We start from the raw sequence: 17,334 nt of genomic DNA, 5'->3' as shown, positions 1-17,334 counted from the left end.
GCTCCAGCATGGAGACGCATCGCTTAGTGTGTTGCCGATCCTTTCAGCCGCCAAGCCAGTAGCGGTGGGGTGACCAGCGTGCTGAGCACCACCACCAGTACGATTACCGAGTAGAGTTCATCGTTCAGCGCGCCGATACTTTTGCCCATCTGGGCAAAAATCAGGCCGACTTCCCCGCGTGGCACCATGCCCCAGCCAACCAGCCAGCGATCACTTTTGCCGGCAGCGAGTCCTGCACATAGCTTGCCGGCAATAGCGACCAGCAGGATCAGCGCCGTGAGCAGCAGGGTATGCGGCTGGCTGAACACATCCAGCTTGACCTGCATACCGGTGACCACAAAGAAGATCGGGGTCAGCAGATAACCAATGGGTTCCATCAGCCGCATCGGGCGGTGTTCAGCATGCTGATTCAGGATGTGGTCTACCTCTTGCTCCAGCACCGCACCATGATTCAGCACTACCTTGTGCACTTCATGGCGGATCATTTCGGCTTCAAAGCGGGACAGGTAGCTGGCGTCCAGAATCAGCCCGGCGGCAAAAGCACCCACAATGGGCGCGAGGCCTGCTGCAGCAGATAGCCAGGCGAAGCCAAGGCAGAAGCTGATCAGCAAAGTGAACTGCATGGCGGGCCCACTGTGGATGGACGCCATGAAGCGGCTGATCAGCGGTGTCAGCCAGCGCCCCAGCACGACTGCAGCAATCAGAAACAGCAGCGCCACCGCGCTGACCCGCGCAATCTCCAGCGCGTCCACGCTGCCGGTTTTCGCCAGACCGGCCACCACGGCCAGAATCACCAGGCCCATCACATCATCAATCACGGCAGCGCCCAGCACGATACGGGCTTCTTGCGTGTGCAGCGCTTGCGCATCACGGAACACGCGCCCGGTAATGCCAACCGATGTGGCCGTCAGGGCGGCCCCGAGAAACAGGTGGGCCATCAAACCGGCTTGGGGGAGTAGCCACGGGCCGATCAACAGCGTGCCCAGTGCAAACGGCACGACGACCCCCACCGTGGCCACGGCAAAAGCGCGCCCACCAACTTGTTTCATGGACTGCAGATTGGATTCCAGCCCGATCTGGAACAGCAGGATCACCACGCCCAACTCGGCCAGAAAACGGATGACGGGGTCCGTGTGAACCTGATCCAGCCCCGGCAGGCCTGCCAGCGCGAGATTGCCCAATGCGACGCCGGCCAGCAACTCACCCAGCACAGCGGGCTGACCTATGCGCTCGATCAGGCTGGAGAAGCGCGCCAGCAACAGGATCAGCATCACCCACAGCAAGGTCTGGGTGCTGGCAGCATTGCTGCTGGCCCAGCTCGGCAAGGCCAGCAGCAACAAGGCTAGCGGTAACATCAGGCGAGGTGTGCGCATGAAATCGTCCAATGGCAGGGTGTTGGCATGGTAGCCAGCGGCAGGGATGGGCAGCAATACGGGTTAGCAGATGCGGACGACTGACACAAAACCATGTTATGATTCAGGGTTTTGAAAATCCGGCAGAAAAGCCCATGACACGCGCCTTACGCAATATCGCCATCATTGCCCACGTTGACCACGGTAAAACCACGCTGGTGGACCAACTGCTGCGCCAGAGCGGCACCTTCCGCGACAACCAGCAGGTTGATGAACGGGTGATGGACAGCAACGATCTGGAAAAGGAGCGTGGCATCACGATCCTGGCCAAGAATACCGCCATCGACTACGAAGGTACCCACATCAACATCGTGGATACCCCGGGTCACGCCGACTTCGGTGGGGAAGTGGAGCGCGTGCTGGGCATGGTGGACGGTGTGCTGCTGCTGGTGGACGCGGTGGAAGGCCCGATGCCGCAAACCCGTTTCGTGACCAAGAAGGCGCTGGCGCTGGGGCTGCGTCCGATCGTGGTGATCAACAAGGTGGATCGTCCGGGCGCCCGTCCGGACTGGGTGGTGAACCAGACCTTCGACCTGTTCGACAAACTGGGTGCCTCTGACGAGCAGCTGGATTTCCCGATTGTGTACGCGTCCGGCCTGAATGGCTTTGCCAAGATGGAGCTGGATCAGGAATCGTCGGACATGCGTCCGCTGTTCGATACCGTGCTCAAGCACGTACCGGCCCCGAGTGGCGATCCGGAAGCCCCGTTGCAGCTGCAGCTGGCGGCGCTGGATTACTCCAGCTATACCGGCCGTCTGGGCGTGGGTCGTATCCTGAATGGCCGCATCAAGCCGGGCCAGGCTGTGGTGGTGATGAACCACGAAGACCAGGTGGCCCAAGGCCGCATCAACCAGGTGCTGGGCTTCAAGGGTCTGGACCGCGTGCCGGTGGACGAAGCAGAAGCCGGTGACATCGTGATCATCTCGGGTGTGGAAGACATCGGTATCGGTGTCACCATTGCCGACAAGGACAATCCGGTTGGCCTGCCGATGCTGACAGTGGATGAGCCGACGCTGACCATGGACTTCATGGTCAACACCTCGCCGCTGGCCGGTACCGAAGGCAAGTTTGTGACCAGCCGCCAGATTCGTGATCGTCTGACCAAAGAGCTGCTGACCAATGTGGCGCTGCGCGTGGAAGATACCGGTGACGCAGATGTGTTCCGTGTGTCTGGCCGTGGCGAACTGCACCTGACCATTCTGCTGGAAAACATGCGCCGTGAAGGCTTTGAAATGGCCGTAGCCAAGCCGCGCGTGGTGTACAAGGATGTCAACGGCGAGAAGTGTGAGCCGTACGAGAACCTGACCATCGACCTGGAAGACGAATGCCAGGGCGCGGTGATGGAAGAAATCGGCCGCCGCCGTGGTGAGCTGACCAATATGGAATCGGATGGTCAAGGCCGCACCCGTCTGGAATACCACATTCCGGCGCGTGGCCTGATCGGCTTCCAGTCTGACTTCATGACCATGACCCGTGGTACCGGTCTGATGAGCCATGTGTTTGATGATTATGCGCCGGTCAAGGCCGATCTGCCGGGCCGTCACAATGGCGTGCTGATCTCGCAGGAGCAAGGTGAAGCTGTAGCCTACGCCCTGTGGAACCTGGAAGACCGTGGTCGCATGTTTGTCAGCCCGGGCGACAAGCTGTACGAAGGCATGATCATCGGCATCCATAGCCGCGACAATGACCTGGTGGTGAACCCGATCAAGGGCAAGAAGCTGACCAACGTGCGGGCCTCCGGTACCGACGAAGCGGTGCGCCTGACCCCGCCGATCAAGCTGACGCTGGAATCGGCGGTGGAGTTCATTGACGATGATGAACTGGTGGAAATCACACCGAAGACCATCCGTATCCGCAAGCGTCACCTGTCGGAGAACGACCGCAAGCGTGCGCAACGCGGGCTGTAAGGGCTTGCTGCCCGGCTGAAAACAGCGCGCACCGGCGCGCTGTTTTCATTTGAACGACCGTAGGTGACTTGTATGTTGCAATATATTCTGCTGTGTCTGACCTCGCTGCTGACCATGATCAACCCGCTGGCGGTGATGGCGGTCTATAGCGGTATTACGGCAGACCTGGACCGTCGCCACGCCCGGCGCATTGCGCTGCGTGCCTGCCTGATAGCTTCAGCCATCCTGGTGGCTTTTGCGCTCACTGGCGAGTTGATCTTTGATTTCTTTGCCATCTCGGTGCACAGCCTGCGGGTGGTGGGTGGTGTGTTGTTTTTCATCATGGGCTATGAGATGGTGCAGGCGCGCCTGACCAGCATGCCGCATGTGCCGCGAAAAGAAGCAGGCTCCTCGCTGGATGGGGCGTCCAAGGATGTGGCGCTGACGCCGATTGCCATGCCGATGATCAGCGGGCCCGGCACCATTGCGACGGTTATCATCCTGATGCACCAAGGCACCAACCTGACGCAGAAGAGTCTGCTGGTGGCGACCGTGCTGTTCAGCTGCCTGCTGACCTTTCTGCTACTGCTGGGCGCACAGCCGATCATGCGGCGGCTGGGTGAGCAGGGCAACAAGATGCTGACCCGCATCATGGGCCTGATCGTGATGGTGATCGCGGTGGAGTTTTTCTTCAGCGGGTTGACGCCGATTGTGCGTGAAATGCTGCAGCTACCATTGAAATAAAAAGTGAACAGGAGCGAGACATGAGTGAAATTGAACGAATTGGGGTCACCCCGCGCTGGTCAGACGTGGTCATGCATGGCGACACCATATACCTGGTGGAAGTAGCTGACCAGACGCTGGAAGGGGACATTACCGCACAGACCCAGGAAGTGCTGGCGTCGATCGAGCGACGGCTGCAGGCAGTGGGCAGTGGCAAACATCGCTTGCTGCAGGTGCTGATCTACTTGCCTGATCTGGCGGATTTGACTGCCATGAATGCGCTGTGGGATGCCTGGTTGCCAGCCGGTGCCGCACCTTCTCGCGCTTGCGTACAGGCTGCACTGGCACATCCGTCGCTGAAGGTAGAGATGGTGGTCACCGCTGCACGCTGAGTGAATGGGCGGTGAGCCGGGCTCGGTCATACCAGACTGCGCGGCTGGCATTCATGCAACACCCCTGACCCCGCAGCGGGCAGGGGTGTTTTCATTTTTGCGTGCCTGGCGACAATGTTTAGCTAAACATTGTAAACATTGTTATTTACGGTATGGCTGACTCACTGGGCGCCACGTCCAGTAGCATGGCAATCAGTCAGCTGCGACAACAAGACAGCGAGGCAGGCCTGGATGAGTAATTTGCGCGAGATTGCCGCTCTGGCTGGGGTATCAGTTGCGACGGCCTCCCGAGCCCTCAAAGGGCAGACGGGTCTGGCGGAGGCGACGCGCGCGCGCATTGTGCAACTCGCCACAGAGCTGGGCTATGACGTGGCACGCTTGCGAAAATCGGCAGTACGTCGGGTATGTTTCCTGCTGCATCGTCAGCACAGTACCCTGGTGGCCAATCCCTTCTTTTCGGCAGTGCTGCAAGGGGTCGAGACCGCCTGCCAGGATGCAGGGGTGGTGTTGACCTTTCTGTCCATCGGCCCGACAGACCCGCTCACGGAACTGCTGGCCTTGCACCAGCCCGATGCCTTGCTGTGTGCGGGTTACTTCGAGCCTGAGGTCTTGCAAAGGCTGTCACAGCGGGACTTGCCAATGCTATTGCTGGATGCCTGGCAGCAAGGCGTGGCCTCCGTGAACCCGGACCACCGGCAAGGGGGCTGGCTGGCCACCCGGCATTTGTTGCAGCAGGGGCGCAAGGTCGCTTTTTTATCAGGCTCGCTGGCGCATTACAGCATTCGTGAACGTGCCATGGGGTATCGGCAAGCGCTGTTTGATGCCGGCATGCTGGCCAATCCGGCATGGGAGCCGGTACTGCCAGCAGGCATGACGGTTGAGGATGCCGTGTGGCAGGTCAGCAACCAGCTGCTGGACCATCCGCAGCCGCCAGATGCCATTTTTGCTTATAACGATGCCGCCGCTTTGTTGTTGCTACAGGTTGCGCGGCAACGCGGCCTTCGGGTGCCGCAGGACTTGGCTATTGTGGGCTTTGATGACATTGCAGCCGCCAGCCTGGCGCACCCGGCGCTGAGTACCGTGCGGGTGGACAAGTTGCGGCTGGGTCAGCGTGCGGTAGCGTTGTTATTGCAAGGTGAAGGCATGCAGCAGGAAGTGCACCCGGTTACCTTGGTGGTGCGCGCCAGTTCCAGTGAGACTGGGTAATGATGAACCGATTTCAGCAGGAGTGAGTGAATGGTCTTTCCGGATTTCCACGAGCGTAGCATTTTGTTGCAGCACATCCAGCATACCTTGTCTTTCTATCACCCGCGTGCCATTGACCCGAGCGGGGGGTTCTACCACTTCTTCAAGGATGATGGCGCTGTCTACGATGCGACGACCCGTCATCTGGTCAGCAGCACCCGCATGATTTTCAATTATGCGATGGCTACGCGCCAGTTTGGTGAAGCCTGGCGGCCTGGCTTGCAACATGGCTTGCGATTCTTGCGTGAAGTGCATCGCAATGCCGAAACCGGAGGTTATGCCTGGCAATTGCACTGGCAGCAGGGTGAGAAAACGGTGATGGATGGAACCAACCACTGCTATGGGCTGGCCTTTGTGCTGCTGGCTTACGCGCACGCAGTGATGGCGGGGGAAAGCCAGGCGCGGCCCTGGCTAGAGGAGACTTACGCCCTGATGGAGCAGCGCTTCTGGGAACCTGCACATGGTTTGTACGCAGACGAAGCGAGTGCGGACTGGTCGCAGCTTTACCCCTACCGTGGGCAGAACGCCAATATGCATGCCTGCGAAGCCATGCTGGCGGCGTTTGAGGCCACGGGAGAGGTGCGCTACCTGCACCGTGCCGAGACGCTGGCGCATAACATTGTCAACCGGCAGGCCGCGCTGGCCAACGGGCTGATGTGGGAGCACTATCATGCCGACTGGTCTGTGGACTGGGACTATAACCGGGACGACAAGACCAATATCTTCCGCCCTTGGGGCTATCAGCCGGGCCACCTGACCGAGTGGGCCAAACTGCTGCTGATCATGGAGCGCCATGCCACACAGCTGCAGCAGGGGAGCGACTGGCTGTTACCGCGCGCGCGGACTTTGTTTGATACGGCGATGCAAAAGGCCTGGGATGCTGAGCATGGAGGCCTTTATTACGGCTTCGGTCCGGAAGACGAGATTTGCGACAGTGACAAATACTTCTGGGTGCAGGCGGAAAGCCTGGCGACAGCCGCCCTGCTGGCGGCCCGCACGGGTGAGGCGTGTTACTGGGCGGATTACCAGCGCTTGTGGCAGTACAGCTGGCAGCACTTTGTTGACCATCAGCATGGGGCCTGGTATCGCATCCTGACTGCGGATAACCGGTCTTACTCGGATGAGAAGAGCCCGGCGGGCAAGGTGGATTATCACACCATGGGCGCATGCTACGAAGTCTTGAATGTCTTGCCGGAGCAGGGCGCATGAGTCCCTTGCCACGCTTTGTGTCGGCAGGCGAAGCCTTGACCGACTTGATCCGTACGGGTGAGGACCAATGGCTCAGCAAAACCGGCGGCGCACCATGGAATGTGGCGCGTGTCATGTCACGGCTGGATGTTCCCAGCGCGTTTGCAGGCGCGGTCAGTCAGGATGTGTTTGGTGACGCCTTGTGGGGTGCTTCTGAAGAGGCCGGGCTGGACATGCGCTTCATGCAAAGGGTTGCCCGCTCACCCTTGCTGGCGATGGTGTACGAGACGCATCCCCCCGCCTACTTTTTCGTCGGGGATCAGAGTGCAGACCTCGCCTTTGATCCTGAACGGCTACCGGTGGAGTGGCTGGGTGCGGTGGAATGGGGGCACTTTGGTGGCATCAGTCTGGCGCGGGAACCTCTTGCCGACAGGCTGTTGAGTCTGGTGAAGTCCATCAAACAGGCAGGTGGGCGCATCAGCTATGACCCCAACTTCCGCCAGCTGATGGATGCGCGGTATGACCCGATGCTGCAGCAGATGTGCCGTCTGGCGGATGTCATCAAGGTGTCGGATGAAGATCTGCAAGGCCTTTTCCGGCATGATGATACCTCTGCGGCGCTACGGACCATCCGGCTATGGAATGCTAACGCTGCCATCCTGTACACCCGTGGCGCAGCCGGGGCTGAGCTGCTGGTGCACGATGAACACTGGCGGTGCGCTCCACCTGCAATTACGGTGGTTGACACGGTGGGGGCGGGGGATGCCAGCATGGGCGGTTTGTTGTATAGCCTGATGCAACAGCCTGCTGTCGGCTGGCTCGAGCATTTGGCGTGTGCGGTTGCTGCGGGGGCCGCGGCGTGCCTGGTGACCGGGGCTACTGCGCCGACAGTGGCTCGGCTGAAGGCACTCCGCCAACGGGTGTCGGTTACTGCAGCCTGAGTTTTTGTCTGTACCTGAGGGTCAGCCTGGCTGTGAGGTTGACCCGTTTTTCCCCCTGATTCCATCGCTCAGACCAGCGGACAGGGCCGTCCTTGCTGATTTTCTGGCACATTCAACGTAGTGCCATATAATCAGGATAGACTGCGGGTGACTGTCATATGAATGTCACCCGGCCACGGGGGAGAACGTGAATGCGCTGCCTGTTTGTTGTGCTTCTGTTATTGGGATGTTCCCGGCTCGTGCAGGCGGAAGAACCTGCTTTGCCACGTACCCACCTCAAGGTGGTCGGCTCCTGGGATTTTCTCAGCCAGTTCCGTAACTATGAAGAGCCGTTCTGGAGCAAGAGTGTTCCGGAAAAATCGGCTGGACAGGTGACCGCGGAAATCACGGCCTTCAACAAGCTGGGGCTGAAAGGCACCGAAATCATCCGCCTGATGAAGCTGGGTGCGGTCGACTTTGGCACCATGGTGCTGGCCTATGGCACAGACAGCGATGTGGAAGGTGAAGGGGCTGATCTGGCGGGTTTGAGCCCGGATGTCACAACAGCACGAGCGGTGGTCAAGGTGTATACCCCCGTGCTGGATCAGTTTTTCCAGAAAACCCATGGTATCAAGGTGCTGGGTGTGTGGCCTTACCCGGCACAGATTCTCTTCTGCAAATCCCGGCTGAGCAGTATTGCGGACCTCAAGGGAAGAAAAGTCCGGGTGGGGACGCGCCCGGTTGGGGAGCTGGTCGAAGCCCTGGGGGGCGTGTCGGTCAACATCCCGTTTGGCGAAGCCTATGCGGCGATTCGCGATGGCGCGATTGACTGCGCGGTAACCGGGGCCTTGCCCGGTAATGCAGCCAAGCTGCCTGAAATCACCCAGTATCTTTATGTGTTACCCATGGGCTGGAGCATGGCCATGCAGGGGGTCAACCAGCAAACCTGGGACCGGCTGGACCCGGCGGTACAGCGCTATCTGATGGCGGGCCTGGATGAGATGAATAGTGCCATCTGGTCAGTAGCGGCCAGTGAAACGGAAGAAGGGATCAACTGCAATACCGGTCATGATCCCTGCACCCGCGGGATTCGCGGCAAGATGACCTTGATTCCGGTCTCAGACAGTGATCGTAAATTGCTGCGCAAGGTACTGTCCGAAGTGGTGATCCGACGCTGGGCCCAACGCTGCAGCAATGAGTGTGTGGACAACTGGAACCGCACTGTTGGCAAACTGGTCGGTTTGACTGCCCGCCGTTGATGCAGAACACCAGCACGATCAACCTCGAAGAGGCCATACCTGCGGGCAAGCCCGTCAGCATTGCGGCCCGGCTTCGTCTCGCTTTTGCCGTTGTCAGTGCCCTGACGCTGGTGGCGTCTGCTGCTGCCATTTGGGCATTCAGCAAGGTGGAAGACACGGCCCGCACGGTTTCCAGACACAGCTTTCCCGCGACACAGCTGGCAGCGCGTTTGCAACTGGGTAGCCAGGATTTGGCTACCAACCTTGCGGCATTGGCGGGCGCTCCCACGCAGCAGGACAAGGAAGAGGTCAGTCGGCGGGTACGTGCGCAGCTCGATGGCTTGCCGGAGCAGATTGCTGCATTGGCGGGTAACAATACCGGCATGACCGCTGAGCTGGTTGGTCAGCTGAATGGCTTGCGCAGCAATGCGAGCGAAACCGAACGGCGGGTCGGAGAGCGCTTGCAGCTGGAGGCGCGCAAGAATGAGCTACTGACCATGGCGGGAAACAGTCAGCGCAAGCTACTGTCTGTGGTGGCACCGGTGTATACCGCTGCCAACGCGGACCTGCTGGCAGCAACCCGGAAAGTGTCCAGTGCGAGTGGCGCTTCCATTCATGGTCTGATTGATGGGGAGTTCAGCCAGGTTCAGTCGCTGTTGCAAATGCGGGCCGAAGCCTATCGGCTGGTCGCGCTGGCGGGCGGTCGGCTGCCGCCAGCACAGCTGAAGGAGCAGGCCTTCCTGATCAGTGATGCCATCCTGCGTCAGTTGCCACGAGCAGATTTGTCGGTACAGCAGGAAGGGCGTGCCCTGCTGGAGACGGTCAACAAGGCATGGTCACAGGGCGAGGAAAGTCGGCTGACCATGGTGGTGGCGGCGGTGGCGCGCTTTGATCAGCTGGTTGAACCGCAGGTCAGGGCCAGTACCTTGCAGCTGGTATCACGTAGTGACCAGATTACCCTGGAAGCCACCAATGCTGTGGTGGTGCTGGTGTCGGAACAGGTCAACTCACTGGGCGCCGTGCAACGTTTTCAGGGCGACAGCAACTTGCTGCTTAGCCTGCTGGCGCAGGCTGCCAATGCGCCGAATGAGTCTCAGCTGTCGGTGATCCGGGCGACCTTTGCCAAAACCCTGGCGCAGGCGCGGCACGATCTGGCCGATATTAAAACCGAAACCAGCTTGCAGGCACTTCGACAAGGTGTTGAGGAAATCCGCCGCCTGTCAGAAGGGCCGGATGGCATGTTCATGGTGCGGCAACGGCAGTTGCAGGTGGCGCTGGCGGTACAGGCCATCATTGGTGACAACTGGCGGCGAACCAACCAGCTGGTCATGCGGGTCCGGCAGGTGACGGAGCAAGTGGGCAATGATCTGGACGGTGAGCTGGGTATTCTCACTCAGCGGCTGCACTACAGTACCTGGCTGCTGATTGCCCTGGCAGTCACCGGTCTGCTGATTTCAACCGTTCTGGGCGGCTTCTATGTTGGGCGCCGCATCGCAGGCCGCCTTTCACGCCTGTCCCGCAGCATGCTGAACCTGGCGCGCGGGCAGATGGATGTGGAGGTGTCGGATGCCGGTAATGACGAAATTTCCCGAATGGCTTCTTCATTGGGAGTGTTCCGCAGCGCCATGCTGTCTTTACGTGAGCAGACGACGGCACTGCGACTGAGTGAAGAACGCCAGCGCGCCATCCTGGCAGCCTCGCCCTTTCCCTTGTTTATTGCACGCCTGCAAGACGGGCAGTTGCTGTATTACAACCATCGTTTTGGGGACCTGAACGGATTGGGAGACCCAGAAGATACGGCCACCCGTGAAATCGATTTCCTGTTTGTCCAGCCGGGTGTGCGAACGGCGTTGATGCAGCAACTGAGCGAGATTGGCTCGGTAATTGATCAGGAAGTACAGATCCGAAGCCTGTTTCGCGGGGATTGCTGGGCCCTGTTGTCCGCCATCGTCATCCACTACAACGATGAGCCCGCCATGTTCGCCGCGCTGCAGGACATTACCGAACGCAAGCGCGCTGAAACCGTCATGCGCGAGGCCAAGGAGGCATCCGAAGCGGCAGCACGGACCAAGAGTGAATTTCTGGCCAACATGAGCCATGAGATCCGGACACCACTGACCGCCATTCTGGGGTATACGCAGCTGGCGCTGGGCGCTGCCCCCACCGGGCAGCAGAATGGCTATCTTGGCAAGGTACAGGGTGCAGCCCAGACGCTGCTGGGCATCATCAATGATGTACTGGATTTCTCCAAGATCGAGGCGGGCAAGCTGGAGCTGGAGTCTGTTGCGTTTGACCTGCGCACCCTGCTCGACAATCTGGCAGGCATTGCTGCGATCCAGGCCGATGGCAAGGGGCTTGAGTTGATCTTTGTGGTTGACCCGGATGTTCCCCTGCTGTTGCAGGGGGACCCACTGCGGATCGGGCAGATCTTGCTGAACCTGACCAGCAATGCTCTCAAGTTTACCGAACAGGGCGAGGTGGTGATTTCCGTACGGCAATTGCAACGGCAGGAGCTGTCGGTCACTTTGAGTTTCTCGGTACAGGACACCGGGATTGGCATGACCGCTGAGCAGCAAGCCCGGCTGTTCCAGTCGTTCAGTCAGGCCGACTCCTCTACGACCCGTCGCTATGGCGGTACCGGACTGGGGCTCGCCATCAGCAAGCAGCTGGTACACCTGATGGGGGGCGAGATCAGTGTCCAGAGCGAGCCGGGGCAGGGCTCCAATTTCTCATTCCAGTTACCACTGCAGTATGAAGGTGAAACGAGGCCCATGACCCTCCCGGCATTGGCAGGTTGTGCCTGCGTGCTGGCTATCCACAATGTGAAGACACGGCAGCTGCTGCAAGGGTTGCTGGAGGAGCAGGGGGCCAAGGTGCAATTCATCGCGCAGATGGCTGAAGCCGAGGTGGTGCTTGCAACAGGATGCCAGCTCCTTCTGCTGGAGCTGCATGATGAGGCCGACCTTCGCTTTGCGGCGCAATATGGACACCTGCTGAAAGGGGATGGCAAGCCGGGGGTCGTCATGATCAGCTCTGTTCTGCAGCGTGAGCGCTGGAGCGCCCGGATGAAGGCACTGGGCTTTCAGCACCTGATCACCAAACCGCTGGAACGAAGTCGCCTGCTGCAAGCAGTGGAACAGGCGCTGACCGGGCATAGCTCATTGACCCTGCCCGACATGGCAGGGAGCGGCTATGGCTTGCGTCGGGAGCTGGTTGGCGCGCGCATCCTGCTGGTGGAAGATACCGAGTTGTTGCGTGAGCTTGGCATCACCGCGCTGAGCAGCATGGGGGTTGTGGTCACCACCGCCAGTAATGGGCGTGAAGCCGTTGAGATCATTCAGCAAACCCAGGGGGCATTCGATCTGGTACTGATGGACGTGCAGATGCCGGAAATGGATGGCATAGAAGCCACACAGCGGATTCGGCAACACCTGAATGCAGAGCAGCTGCCTATTGTAGCGATGACAGCACACGCCATGGAAAGTGAGCGTCAACGTTGCCTGGATGCGGGCATGAATGACCATCTGGCCAAGCCGATTGACCCGGACCGGCTGAGTGATGCCCTGTCCCGTTGGGTGAAATCCGAACGGCTGGGGCAGGCTGAGCAGCCCGTATCACCCATGCCGCCACACCCGGTTGCGACAACGCCGAGCCTGCCCAGTATGCCGGGGTTTGACCTGGACGATGCCCTGCGTCGCCTGGGAGGGCGCGAGGCCACGTTCCGGCGCATGGTATTCCGCCTGCGGGATGGCTATGCGGATACGTGTGAGCGCCTGAAGGTGCTGATCGAGCGAGGGGCGGATGAGGAAGCGATCCGTCTGGCCCATACCTTGCGCGGTGTCGCTGCTACACTAGGGGCCAAGCAGGTAGCTGCGGTGGCCGAGAGGCTGGAGCATGGCTTGCAGCAAGGCCTTGTGACGTCGGGCTCACCAGATTTGCTGGCCTTGTCCGATGCCCTCCGCGAAGTGGTGCACAGCATTGGCTTGCTGGAACAACAGGTGCTGGCGTCGGAGGTCAAGGAAGCCGAGGTCGCGCTGGAGCCTGAAGCTGGTGCCCTGGACGAGCTGGGCATGCTGCTGGATATCCGTAGCCTGCGCGCCCGCAAGCAGTTTGAGTCCGGTCGCGCCTACTTGAACTCAGTCGATGCGAAAGCGACACAAGAGCTGGAAAAAGCCATGTCCCGACTGGATTTTGCGCAGGCAAAACACACATTGGACGAAATTTGTGCAAAACTGAGCGCCAATTCTCCCTCCTGAGCCTGGGCTATTCTGAATTCTTATAACAACCGTGTGCGACAGGACGTGCTGATGCACCAGCCCACCATCCTCGTGGTCGACGATGACCCGACCAATATTGAGGCGCTGTCCAGCGCGCTGCTGGAGCATTACGAGGTCCGCTTTGCCATGTCTGGCACTGAAGCCATTGCCATGGCGAGGATGATGCCTCGTCCAGACCTGGTGTTGCTGGATGTGATGCTGCCGGACATCGACGGCTATGAGGTGTGCCGCTTGTTAAAGACGGACCGCTTGACGGCCAGTGTGCCCATCATTTTTGTCACGGCACTGTCCGACCCGGTGCAAGAAGAGCGAGGACTGGCTTCTGGCGCGGTGGACTATATCACTAAACCCTTCAGTCCGGCCATTGTACGTGCTCGCATTCGTAACCATATCGAAATGCGACGTGCTTATGAACTCTTGCAGCGTCTGGCTGTAACGGATCCACTAACCGGCTTGGCCAATCGACGGCACTTTGATGAGGCCCTGCTGCAGGAGGTTTCCCGCCACCGTCGCCATGGCATGCCGCTGTCGCTGGTGCTGATGGATATCGACGAATTCAAGCATTACAACGATCTATACGGTCACCCGGCGGGGGACGATTGCTTGCGGCTGGTGGCGTTGACCTTGGCCACGGCCTTGCGTCGCCCTGCGGATCTGGTCGCGCGTGTGGGTGGAGAGGAGTTCGCCTGCCTGTTGCCAGAGACGGATGGCAAAGGTGCAGCCATTCTGGCAGAGCGCATTCGCAAGCTGATCATTGATCTGGCAATCCCGCATCAGCAGTCCAATGTTGCCGTTCATGTCACAGCGAGCTTTGGCGTCTCCATGCTGGACCACCAGCATCAGGAAGCTGAGCAGAGCCTGTATCAACAAGCGGATGTGAAGCTGTACCAGGCCAAGGCACAAGGCCGTAACCGCGTGATTGGCCCCTGACGGGCGCGCGGGGGCAAAACAAAAGGCAAGGCATGAGCCTTGCCTTTTGTTTTTGGGGCAAGCAATCAGCGAATAATGCCTTTACGCTTGATGCTGAACTCACTGATGTCGTAGGTGCTCTTGCCGGTGGTGGCCAGCTGCACCAGGATGCGGCCAAATACCGGCGTGTATTTGAAGGCACGGCCAGATTCGCCAGTCAGCACAGCCACATTCTCGAAGCCGGGCAGGGTATCCAGCACCACCTGTGCATCCGGGCTCATGGTGTACAGGCAGCAGATGGCATCGTGCGGGGTAGGCTCCACCCCTTTGAAACGATGCATCATGAAGCTGGACATCTGATCCAGAATGCGCGGATCGGGCTGATAGGTGCACTGTGACGGATCCTGGTACTGGTTGTTGGTAAAGTCTGCGCTGACCTTGATCTTGTGCGAGCCATCCAGCAGCGGGAAGCCATAGAACAACTGCTGTTGATTGTTTTTGGTCGGCCCAAACTCGTACCACATTGGCCATTTCAGATGCGGGTCCACCTTATAGTAAGCCACGGTCATTTGCCAGATGGTCAAGTTCAGCTGCATGCCGAATTGACTGAGCACAGGATTGGACCAGGCGCCGGGAGCCAGCACCAGATGCTTGGCTTCGAAGATGCCTTTGGGGGTGTCGATCAGGTAAGGCCCTTTGCCGGATTTGCAGGGGCGGATGGTGGCCTTGCAATGTGTCAGCAGATGGGCACCATGTTCCCGCGCCAGCCGGGCAAAGGTATGCAGCGAGTGCTTGACCAGAATGGTTGCGCCACTCGGTTGCGACAGACCAAAGTAGTCTTTCGGGATGTCCTTGAAGACATCATAAGCCCGAGGCAGCTGCTCGGCCGAATAACGGGTATAGGGAATCCCCATCTGGCTCATGACCTGGGCGCACTGCTCCAGATTGCCCTCCACCGAGGAGGCGGGCAAGCCGTAGAACAGCAGACCCTTGCGGTCCAGCAGGCGGTCGCCGGTGTAGTGTTCGATTTCCTGCCATTGGCCTAGTGATGCTTCTGCCAGCTGGGCCATGTCCTCTTCCGAGTACATGACACGGAACATGCGGGAGTCACCATCCGAGCTGGCTTTGTCATTGCCAAAGTCATACTGCTCGAACAGGGCGGTTTTCAGGCCGGCTGCGGCCCCATAGTAAGCGGCAGACAGACCAATGGTGCCGCCGCCGAGGACGGCCAGATCAACGTGCTGGATCACATCAGAAGACATAGCTGTTCGCCTTGTGGTGGTAGGTCGGGTTGGTTTCGGTCTGGCCGGGCTTGACTGGCTTTGGGGTCAGCAGCGGGTAGCTGGCCGGGATACCTTGCAGGCGCGGCATCTGGAAAAATTCCTCCAGGATGGATTCGGCGGTACACACGGCCCCTTCCACCCAGCCTTGGGCGTTGGAGTAGGCTTCACCGCAGATGTAGACGTGACGATCAGCCATCGGATGGCGCACTTCCTTCATCACTTCCCACGCCTTGTAGTGGGCCGCCCAGGCATGGAAGCCTGCACCATAGGGGGCTTGTGACCAATCCTGATAGTAAGCTCCGATCAGTTTGGACGGGGTGGGGGTTTTGCCGTCGGTGGTCAGATCCTTCAGCAGCATGCCTTCGGCCATGCGCTTCATTTCCTCAGGGGCCGGGGCGCCACCATCGGCACCGATCTGCTCCCACTCCGGCGGAATGTCATAAGGCCGGTTACGCTCCAGCACTTTCCAGAAGCTGTCCGCCTGCATGTCCGAGTACGAGGCCAGCAGCAGGGTGCGGGTATCGGTCGGTTTGCCGCCGCGCTCGTTTTCGCTGCCAAAGTCATATGTCATGCGCAGGGGCAGGTCGGTAATGGTCGGGCCAGCGTGGAATTCCTTGCCCCACCAGCGGGATTCGTAAGCGAGGAACAGTTTGTAGGCAGGCTGCTTGAGCACAGACTGGATGTTGTACTGCACCTTTTGGTCCTGGAAGAAGCTGCAATCCTGATCAATCAGCTCCAGGCTATGACGCGGCATGGCGAGGAACAGCACCTTGGCCTTGAACTTGCCCTTCACTTTCGGATCGCGGGTGACCGCAACAGTACCCTCGGTCCACTCACCGTGCTTCTCAAAATGGGTCAGTCGCAGGTTGCGATATACCGGCACATTCAGTTTGCGCAGTTCCTTGTACATGGCAACCGGCAACTGATGAAAGCCTGTCTTGATGCGTTTGAAGTCAGTCGGCTGCGAGAAGTCCGTCAACATGTAGGGCATGGCTTCTGCTGCGTTCCAGTTGATGGTGTTGGAGTTGTAACCGCCACCATCCCACACGAAGTCATAGCCCTCATTGCTGAGGGTCTGGTACAGCATGTTCCAGAAGCCCATGTCGTAGAGCGCAATGTCGCGATACACCGAATCGGAATAACGGAAGTTTTCCTTGACCCATTGCCAGTTGGCATCAGTCCAGCTGTTCGAGTAGTCGCACACCTTTTTGATGGCGAAGTTGAACAGCTGGTTCGGAGTCTGCCGCTGTTCGTCCTTGGGCAACTGGTAAGGCACTTTATAGCCCGGCACATGCGGGTCTTTTGGCGCGACCTTGTCTTCGCTGAACCGCTCGCCACGCAGGTAAAACTGGCTGTTGTCGGTCATCGGAAAGACATCGACATCCTTGCGCAGACCAAAGTCATTGATCAACTGGTTGACGATCAGGTGGCTGTCGGTAAAGCGCATGCCGCCCAGCTCAGCAGGGACATTCTCCATGTCGGCAATGATGCGGCTGTCCAGCCGACCACCGACCCGGTCGCTCCACTCCAGGATGCCGATACGTAACTGGCCGGTACCATTTTCCTTGACCAGCTTGCTGAGTACCGGGCTGCGTTGCCACTCTTTCTTCATGCGCCAGGCGGTGTACAGGCCGGACATCCCCGCGCCGACCACCATGACATCGAACTCATCACTTTGACCCAGTTTCAGGTCTTCTTCAATCTGCAGACTGCTGATCTTGCGTACGGACATGCTGATATCCTTTTGCATGGGTGACAGTGTGTACAGCGACAGAACGGCGGGCTGACCCGCACAGGCATTTGATTATGGATGACGATATTGACGGTTTCAAGAAAGCATAGGCTTTCCTGATCCCCAGCA

Annotated in this window: 12 protein-coding genes; 9 read left to right on the top strand and 3 right to left on the bottom strand. The window is 59.3% G+C overall.

Going from position 1 to position 17,334, the window contains the following annotated elements; all coding sequences use genetic code 11:
- Nucleotides 1-23: 23 nt before the first annotated feature.
- A complete protein-coding gene (locus tag ACE3O2_RS08725) occupies nt 24-1,373 on the bottom strand; it encodes a cation:proton antiporter (RefSeq protein ID WP_374336632.1) in 1,350 nt (449 codons plus the stop codon).
- Between the two features lie 134 nt (nt 1,374-1,507).
- Here ACE3O2_RS08725 and typA point away from each other — a divergent pair, with 134 nt between their 5' ends.
- From typA to ACE3O2_RS08680, 9 genes are all read left to right on the top strand, one after another.
- Nucleotides 1,508-3,319 carry a translational GTPase TypA gene (gene typA / locus ACE3O2_RS08720; protein ID WP_374336630.1) on the top strand — a complete coding sequence of 604 codons (1,812 nt, stop codon included), beginning with the start codon at nt 1,508-1,510 and terminating at the stop codon, nt 3,317-3,319.
- A gap of 72 nt (nt 3,320-3,391) precedes the next feature.
- Nucleotides 3,392-4,042, top strand: a complete 651-nt coding sequence (locus ACE3O2_RS08715) for a MarC family protein (protein ID WP_374336628.1) — start codon at nt 3,392-3,394, stop codon at nt 4,040-4,042.
- A 20-nt stretch (nt 4,043-4,062) separates the two neighbouring features.
- A complete protein-coding gene (locus ACE3O2_RS08710) occupies nt 4,063-4,413 on the top strand; it encodes a RidA family protein (RefSeq protein WP_374336626.1) in 351 nt (116 codons plus the stop codon).
- A 231-nt stretch (nt 4,414-4,644) separates the two neighbouring features.
- Entirely contained in the window at nt 4,645-5,619 is a 975-nt protein-coding gene (locus tag ACE3O2_RS08705) for a LacI family DNA-binding transcriptional regulator (protein ID WP_374336624.1), read from the top strand.
- Nucleotides 5,620-5,649: 30 nt separating this feature from the next.
- The gene (locus ACE3O2_RS08700; RefSeq protein ID WP_374336622.1) at nt 5,650-6,867 is read left to right on the top strand and encodes an AGE family epimerase/isomerase; all 1,218 of its coding nucleotides are present in this window, start codon (nt 5,650-5,652) and stop codon (nt 6,865-6,867) included.
- Entirely contained in the window at nt 6,864-7,787 is a 924-nt protein-coding gene (locus ACE3O2_RS08695) for a carbohydrate kinase (RefSeq protein WP_374336621.1), read from the top strand. Before ACE3O2_RS08700 ends, ACE3O2_RS08695 begins: the two co-directional genes overlap by 4 nt.
- A gap of 260 nt (nt 7,788-8,047) precedes the next feature.
- Nucleotides 8,048-9,025, top strand: a complete 978-nt coding sequence (locus ACE3O2_RS08690) for a TRAP transporter substrate-binding protein (RefSeq protein WP_374336619.1) — start codon at nt 8,048-8,050, stop codon at nt 9,023-9,025.
- Nucleotides 9,025-13,260, top strand: a complete 4,236-nt coding sequence (locus tag ACE3O2_RS08685) for a response regulator (protein WP_374336617.1) — start codon at nt 9,025-9,027, stop codon at nt 13,258-13,260. Before ACE3O2_RS08690 ends, ACE3O2_RS08685 begins: the two co-directional genes overlap by 1 nt.
- Nucleotides 13,261-13,311: 51 nt before the next feature.
- A complete protein-coding gene (locus ACE3O2_RS08680; RefSeq protein WP_374336614.1) occupies nt 13,312-14,211 on the top strand; it encodes a diguanylate cyclase domain-containing protein in 900 nt (299 codons plus the stop codon).
- A gap of 65 nt (nt 14,212-14,276) precedes the next feature.
- Here ACE3O2_RS08680 and ACE3O2_RS08675 read toward each other — a convergent pair whose 3' ends face one another.
- Entirely contained in the window at nt 14,277-15,452 is a 1,176-nt protein-coding gene (locus ACE3O2_RS08675) for an FAD-dependent oxidoreductase (RefSeq protein ID WP_374336612.1), read from the bottom strand.
- The gene (locus ACE3O2_RS08670) at nt 15,442-17,205 is read right to left on the bottom strand and encodes a flavin monoamine oxidase family protein (protein ID WP_374336610.1); all 1,764 of its coding nucleotides are present in this window, start codon (nt 17,203-17,205) and stop codon (nt 15,442-15,444) included. The genes ACE3O2_RS08675 and ACE3O2_RS08670 overlap by 11 nt, the downstream gene beginning before the upstream one ends.
- Between the last annotated feature and the right edge of the window lie 129 nt (nt 17,206-17,334).

The organism is Leeia sp., assembly GCF_041909055.1.
In the GTDB taxonomy this organism is placed as follows: Bacteria; Pseudomonadota; Gammaproteobacteria; order Burkholderiales; family Leeiaceae; genus Leeia; species Leeia aquatica.
This window is presented reverse-complemented; position numbering and strand designations above follow the sequence as displayed.